At 63.0% G+C, this 6,802-nt stretch carries 5 protein-coding genes and 1 pseudogene; all 6 read left to right on the top strand.

Annotated elements, in window-relative coordinates; all coding sequences use genetic code 11:
* Nucleotides 1-145 precede the first annotated feature (145 nt).
* Nucleotides 146-2,557, top strand: coding sequence for a glucan 1,4-alpha-glucosidase (locus EN885_RS06640; protein WP_128243500.1), 2,412 nt, complete (start codon nt 146-148; stop codon nt 2,555-2,557).
* 99 nt (nt 2,558-2,656) lie between these two features.
* Nucleotides 2,657-3,673: a phosphogluconate dehydrogenase (NAD(+)-dependent, decarboxylating) gene (gene gnd, locus EN885_RS06645; protein WP_095484949.1), complete on the top strand. Its 1,017-nt coding sequence runs from the start codon at nt 2,657-2,659 to the stop codon at nt 3,671-3,673.
* Nucleotides 3,674-3,689: 16 nt separating this feature from the next.
* A complete protein-coding gene (gene zwf, locus EN885_RS06650; RefSeq protein WP_128243499.1) occupies nt 3,690-5,066 on the top strand; it encodes a glucose-6-phosphate dehydrogenase in 1,377 nt (458 codons plus the stop codon).
* A gap of 17 nt (nt 5,067-5,083) precedes the next feature.
* The gene (locus tag EN885_RS06655; protein ID WP_095484947.1) at nt 5,084-5,788 is read left to right on the top strand and encodes an ROK family protein; all 705 of its coding nucleotides are present in this window, start codon (nt 5,084-5,086) and stop codon (nt 5,786-5,788) included.
* Between the two features lie 148 nt (nt 5,789-5,936).
* Nucleotides 5,937-6,398, top strand: coding sequence for a MucR family transcriptional regulator (locus tag EN885_RS06660; RefSeq protein WP_095485124.1), 462 nt, complete (start codon nt 5,937-5,939; stop codon nt 6,396-6,398).
* Nucleotides 6,399-6,680: 282 nt separating this feature from the next.
* Nucleotides 6,681-6,802: pseudogene (locus EN885_RS33835) on the top strand (IS630 family transposase); the annotation flags it as partial.

Below are 6,802 nucleotides of genomic sequence, written 5' to 3' on the forward strand. Positions count from 1 at the left end.
CCTGTTTTTTATCTATTGTCAGACAAATGCAGATGGCTCGCAAGCTGTCAACTGCAATCCGCGCAGAGTTGGCGATCAACTTGCGGTGCATGATTGAAAAGCCTTTGGTTCATGGGCTAGGGAAGGGTCTGGAGGCCCAAATCGAATGGCAGTGACGCCGACTGATGCGCCGGGCGCACCCGGAATTGCGGCGCGCTGGACCTCGAGCGCCAAGAGCGGTGTCGGCACCGCGCTTTCACTGGCTAGCCGCGTCTCGTTCACGATCAGCCACGGCATCCTCAACGAGATCTACTATCCCCACCTGGACAGCGCCTGCACGCGCGACATGGGGTTGGTCGTCACGGGACCGGGCGGCTATTTCTCGGAAGAGAAGCGCGATGCCGAACACAGCATCGAGCCGTTCGAGGACGGCGTGCCCGCCTACAGGTTGGTCAACACCGCGGCTGATGGCACCTACCGGATCGAAAAGCGGATCATTACGGATCCGGAACGTCCTGTTTTGCTGCAGGAAATCAGCTTCACGCTGCTGAGAGGCACGGTTGCCGACTACCGCGTCTACGCGCTGCTGGCGCCGCATCTGGTCAACGCCGGCATGGGCAATACCGCCTGGGTCGACGACTACGAGGGAAAGCCTGTCCTGTTTGCATCGGGGCGTGGTGTTTACTTGGCGCTCGCCTCGTCGCTGCCTTGGGGAGCCTGCTCGGCCGGCTATGTCGGCGCCTCCGACGGCTGGCAGCAACTCCATTGTGACGGCCGGTTCGATCCGGCTTATCAAAGGGCAGAGAACGGCAATGTAGCGCTGACAGGGGAGATTGGCTTTTCGGCCGAGAACCCAAAAGTCTTGCTGGCGCTGGGTTTTGGGGCCACACCGCAAGAGGCGGCGGGGGTTGCTTCCGCCAGCTTGAAGCAAGGCTTCGATGCCGCTGCCGAGGTCTATGTCGAAAAATGGCGCAAATGGCAGAAAGGGTTGCTTCCGCTCGACCGGCATGCAGTGTCCGGGATCAACACCTATCGCGTCAGCACGGCTGTTTTGGCAGCGCACCGGTCGTCCGCGAAATCCGGCGCAGCCGTCGCCAGCCTGTCGATCCCATGGGGCTTCAGCATGGGCGACGACGATCTTGGCGGCTATCACCTGGTCTGGCCGCGCGACCTAGTCGAAACCGCGGGCGGCTTCCTGGCCGCCGGCGATCCGGCGCAAGCGCTAGAGATTCTCGCCTATCTCCGTTCCATCCAGCAGCCTGACGGCCATTGGCCGCAGAATGCCTGGCTCGACGGGTCAGCCTATTGGCCCGGCATTCAGATGGACGAATGCGCCTTTCCGCTGCTGCTCGCCGACGCGCTGCGCCGGGCCGGGCACCTGCCGCACGCCAAGCTGCTCGCCTTCATGCCGATGATCGAGCGCGCCGCTTCCTATGTCGTGCGCAATGGTCCGGTCACCGGCGAGGACCGCTGGGAGGAGGACGCCGGCTACAGCCCGTTCACGCTTGCCGTCGAGATCGCAGCGCTGCTTGCGGCGGCCGACATGTTCGGTGTTTGCGGCAAAGCAGAGCCGGCAAATTATCTGCGTGAAACCGCCGATGTCTGGAACGACCAGATCGAGCGCTGGACCTATGTCACTGGCACTCCACTGTGCGAAGAGGTTGGCGTCGCAGGCTACTACGTCCGTATTGCGCCGCCCGACACCGCCGGCGCGGCGTCGCCGAAACACGGTTATGTCCCGATCAAGAACCGACCGCCCGCCGATACGGACCGGCCGGCCGAGGCGATCGTCAGCCCGGATGCGCTGGCGCTCGTCCGCTTCGGCCTCAGGGCCGCCGACGATCCGCGCGTCGTCGACACGGTCAAGGTCATCGATGCGCGGCTGCGCTGCGACCTGCCGCAGGGGCCTGTCTGGTATCGCTATAGCGGCGACGGCTATGGCGAACACGCCGACGGCGCGCCCTTCGACGGGACCGGGCAGGGTCGCGCTTGGCCGCTGCTCACCGGCGAGCGCGCGCATTACGAGCTGGCGGCGGGGCGCAAGGACAGAGCGGCGAGCCTGCTGAAGACGTTCGAGGCCTCGGCCGGGTCTGGCGGCCTGCTGCCCGAGCAGGTCTGGGACGGTCCCGACATGCCGGAAAGGGAATTGTGGCGCGGCCGACCATCGGGCAGCGCCATGCCGCTGGTCTGGGCGCATTCGGAGCACATCAAGCTGCTGCGTTCGCTGAGCGACGGCGCCGTCTTCGACATGCCGCCGCAAGGCGTGAAGCGCTACATCGAAGACAGGACCGTGTCGCCGCGCCGGACATGGCGCTTCAACCACAAGGTCCGCATCCTGCCCGCCGGCAAGATGCTGCGCGTCGAGCTGCTGGCCCGAGCGGTGGTGCATTGGAGCAGCGACAATTGGGCGACCGCCCATGACGCCGAGACGACCGAGAATGCCTTCGGCATCCATCTCACGGATCTGCCGGTTGCCGATGTTTCGCCGGGCAATACGATCGTCTTTACTTTTTTCTGGTCCGATGCCGGCCGTTGGGAGAATGTCGACTTTTCCATCGGTATCGACAAGCTGGATTAGAGCATGATCCCGAAAAGTGGAACCCGGTTTTCGGAAAAGATCATGCTCCAACAATAGAGCCAATAGGTTTTCTATCCCTCAAGAATCAGGACGAGAAACATGCAGATCGGAATGATGGGACTGGGCAGGATGGGCGCCAATATGGTGCGGCGCCTGCTGCGCGATGGTCACGAATGCGTGGTCTACGACATCAACCCGGCCAGCGTCGCAGCCCTTGTGACGGCAGGCGCGATCGGAGCGGCGTCGATGGAGGAGTTCGTCGGCAAGCTGACCAAGCCGCGCAGCGCCTGGCTGATGCTGCCGGCGGCGATCACCGGCCGAATCGTCGATCAGGTGGCCGCATTGATGGAGCCGGGCGACATCATCATCGATGGCGGCAATTCCTATTATCACGAGGCTGTCGACCATGCAGCGCGTCTGGCCTTGAAAGGCCTGAGCTATGTCGATGTCGGCACCAGCGGCGGCGTCTGGGGCCTCGAGCGCGGCTATTGCCTAATGATCGGCGGCCCCGACAGTGCGGTCCAGCATCTCGACCCGGTCTTCGCGACCCTGGCGCCGGGCACCGATGCCGGGGCACTTGCTCCGGGAAAGGATGCCGGAACGGCCCCGTTCGGTTATCTCCACTGCGGACCAAGCGGCGCCGGCCACTTCGTCAAGATGGTCCACAACGGCATCGAATACGGCGTCATGGCCGCCTATGCCGAGGGCATGAACATTTTGAAGTCGGCCAATGCGGGCAAGCGGCAGCGGACGGCCGATGCTGAAACCAGTCCATTGGAAAATCCCCAATATTACCAGTTCGACATCGATATCGCTGAGGTGGCCGAGGTCTGGCGGCATGGCAGCGTCATCGGCTCCTGGCTGCTCGATCTGACGGCGGGCGTGTTGAAGGCCGATTCGGGGCTGACGCAGTTCGGCGGCCGGGTTTCGGATTCTGGCGAAGGCCGCTGGACGCTGAAGGCGGCCATCGACACCGGCGTGCCGGCGCCGGTTCTGTCCTCAGCCCTGTTCGACCGCTTCTCCTCGCAAGGCGAATCCGAGTTCGCCGACAAGCTGCTATCCGCCATGCGTTACGCTTTCGGCGGCCATGTCGAAAAGCCGAAGGCCGGCTCGTGACGGGGGAGACACGCTCATGAGCCTGGAACGGTCCGATACGCTGGTGCTTTTCGGGGCAACCGGCGATCTCGCCCACAAGAAGATCTTCCCCGCACTTTACGCCATGGTCGCCAAGGGAACGCTCACCGAGCCGGTGATCGGCGTCGCTTTCGACGCCTGGGACCTGCAGCAGTTGCAGGCGCGAGCCCGCGACGGCATCGTCAAGGCGACCGGCAAGGTCGACGAAAAAATCTTCGCGAAACTCGCCTCGCTGCTTCGCTATGTCAGCGGCGACTACCGTGGCGCTGCGACATTCGAGAAGCTGAAAAGCGTGCTGGGGACCGCGCAGCATCCCCTGCACTATCTGGCGGTTCCGCCGACCATGTTCGAGACGGTCATCCAGGGGCTGGAGCAGTCGGGTGCGGCCCAGGGTGCGCGCCTGATGGTGGAAAAGCCCTTCGGCCACGATCTGCAATCGGCGCGCTGGCTGAACCGGGTGCTGCATCTGGTATTCGATGAGCAGTCGATCTTCCGCATCGACCATTATCTCGGCAAGGAGGCGATCCAGAACCTGCTCTATTTCCGCTTCGCCAATTCCTTTCTCGAGCCGATCTGGAACCGCAATTTCGTCGAAAGCGTGCAGATCACCATGGCCGAGGATTTCGGCGTCGAAGGCCGCGGCCGCTTCTACGACGAGGTCGGCTGCATCCGCGACGTCATCGAGAACCATTTGCTCAACATCCTGTTGCTGCTCGCCATGGAACCGCCCGTTGGCCGCTCGGCTGACGATCTGATCGACGAGAAGGTGCAGGTTCTGCGGGCAATCCGGACACTGACCAAAGACGATGTCGTGCGCGGCCAATTCAAAGGCTATCTCCAGGAGCCCGGGGTGGCGCCGAATTCGCCGGTCGAGACCTTCGCGGCGGTGCGTTTCTTCGTCGACACATGGCGCTGGCAGGACGTGCCCTTCTTCATCCGCGCCGGCAAATCGATGCCGGTGCACGCCACCGAGGTAATCGTGCGGCTGAAGCGGCCGCCGCTCGACGTCTTCGACCCGATCAAGCCCGACGACGCCAACCACGTGCGCTTCCGCATCGATCCGCAAGTAGCGATCTCGATCGGCGCCCAGCGCAAGGCCGCCGGTGACGACATGATCGGCGAGCAGGTCGAGCTGACCGCGCTCGACGACAGCAAGGACGACATGCCGCCCTATGAGCGCCTGATCGGCGATGCCATGAACGGCAACGGCCAGTTGTTCACCCGCCAAGACGCCAGCGAGCTTGCCTGGCGGATCGTCGGCCCGGTGCTTGGCGACACCACGCCGCCCCCGCGTTATGAGCCGGGGACATGGGGGCCTGCCGATGCGATGGCCGGGTTTGGACCGCCGAACGGCTGGATCAATCCGGCGAAATGAATTGGAGAGGCGACGCAATGGCCAAGGTGGCGAAAAAGCCGGCACAGGACAGCGAAAAGATCGTGCTTGCGATCGATATTGGCGGCTCCCATGTCAAGATCCTTACCAGCGCCGGCGGCGAGGAGCGCAAGGCCGATTCCGGACCCGGGCTGACGCCGCAGCAGATGATCGCGGCCGTGCAGGCACTCGCCGATGGCTTGCCCTACGACGTCGTCTCGATGGGTTATCCCGGCCCGGTGCATCACAACCGGCCGCTGACCGACCCGGCCAATCTCGGAAAGGGCTGGGTCGGATGCGACTTCGCAGCGCAGTTCGGCAAGCCGGTGAAGGTGATCAACGACGCGTTGATGCAGGCTGTCGGCAGCTACGAGGGTGGGCGCATGCTGTTCCTGGGTCTGGGAACGGGCCTGGGTGCTGCGATGATCGTAGACAACGTCGCCCAGCCGATGGAGCTCGCGCATCTTCCTTACAAGAAGGGCCGCAGTTTCGAGGACTATGTCGGCGAACGCGGCCTGGAGAAGCGCGGCAGGAAGAAATGGCGCAAGCACGTCTTCGACGTCATCGAGCGGCTTCGCGCCGCCATGCAGCCTGACTATGTGGTCATCGGCGGCGGCAATGTCGACGAACTCGACGAGTTGCCTGCCGGTTGCAGGCGCGGCGACAACACACGCGCCTTCGAAGGTGGGTTTCGACTGTGGCGCGACAAATCCCTGATTATCTGATATTATGGCGGTTTGGGGTCAGACCTGTTGAACCGACCCTGCCGTTAGTATTGTTATTCAAAATAATGTGCGACGTGGCTCGGCGTCATTGCGTTACGCAGATTTGCCGACTAGGAACTCTATGACCCCCACGGACGGAGAAAATAGATTGACCGACGACAGCAACAAGGCCCGCAAGGACATCGACCTTCTCGAGCTGACCGCTCACATCGTGTCCGCCTACGTCGAGAAGAACCGCTTGCCCGCTTCCGGCCTCGGCGATCTCATCGCGAGCGTCAGCGCGTCGATAGGTGGACTCGGACAACCCGCCGTTCCGGTGGCAGCGCCGCTGATCCCCGCGGTCAACCCAAAGAAATCGGTAACGCCGGACTACATCGTCTGCCTTGAGGACGGCAAGAAGTTCAAATCCCTGAAGCGCCATATCGGTGTTCATTTCGGGCTGACACCGGACGCCTACCGCGCCAAATGGGGCTTGCCGGCCGACTATCCGATGGTTGCCCCCAACTATGCGGCCTCGCGCTCGCAACTGGCGAAGGCAATCGGCCTCGGCCGTAAGGCCGCCCCGCCGGCGCCCGTCAAGAAGACCAGGAAGCCCAAGGCCACGGTCTGACACGCCGTTCGAAGCCCGGCGGACATCTCCCTGATCGCTTCAGGTTTGCGCTGCCCTCATCGCCCTGCCGGGCACTTCTCCCCGTATAGTGACGGGGAGAAGGACGCCTTCGAAAAGAATTTCGCCAATCTCACCTGGAAACCCTTGATCCAGAGCCGATTTTTGCGCGCGCCCCGCACCGAACTGCGCTAGAGCGGTTCACGGCTTGATGGAATCGAAGGGGATTCCAGATTTGTGGGTTTTGTGATTCAAGATGCTGGCTGGAGTGGAGGCCAGAATCTGATGACTCGACCCCTTTCCAATGATCTTCGCGAGCGGGTGGTGGCGGCGGTTTTGAGTGGTGAAAGCCGCCGGTCTGCCGCCAAACGGTTCGGCATTTCGGCTTCGGCGGCGGTGAAGCTGTT

Origin of the sequence: Mesorhizobium sp. M6A.T.Cr.TU.014.01.1.1 (assembly GCF_004022765.1) — a bacterium.
Lineage (GTDB): Bacteria > Pseudomonadota > Alphaproteobacteria > Rhizobiales > Rhizobiaceae > Mesorhizobium > Mesorhizobium mediterraneum.

Bases quoted from the DNA above. Each gene is read 5' to 3' on its own strand.
- EN885_RS06640 (WP_128243500.1), top strand. From the start codon at position 146: ATGGCAGTGACGCCGACTGATGCGCCGGGCGCACCCGGAATTGCGGCG.
- gnd (WP_095484949.1), top strand. From the start codon at position 2,657: ATGCAGATCGGAATGATGGGACTGGGCAGGATGGGCGCCAATATGGTG.
- zwf (WP_128243499.1), top strand. From the start codon at position 3,690: ATGAGCCTGGAACGGTCCGATACGCTGGTGCTTTTCGGGGCAACCGGC.
- EN885_RS06655 (WP_095484947.1), top strand. From the start codon at position 5,084: ATGGCCAAGGTGGCGAAAAAGCCGGCACAGGACAGCGAAAAGATCGTG.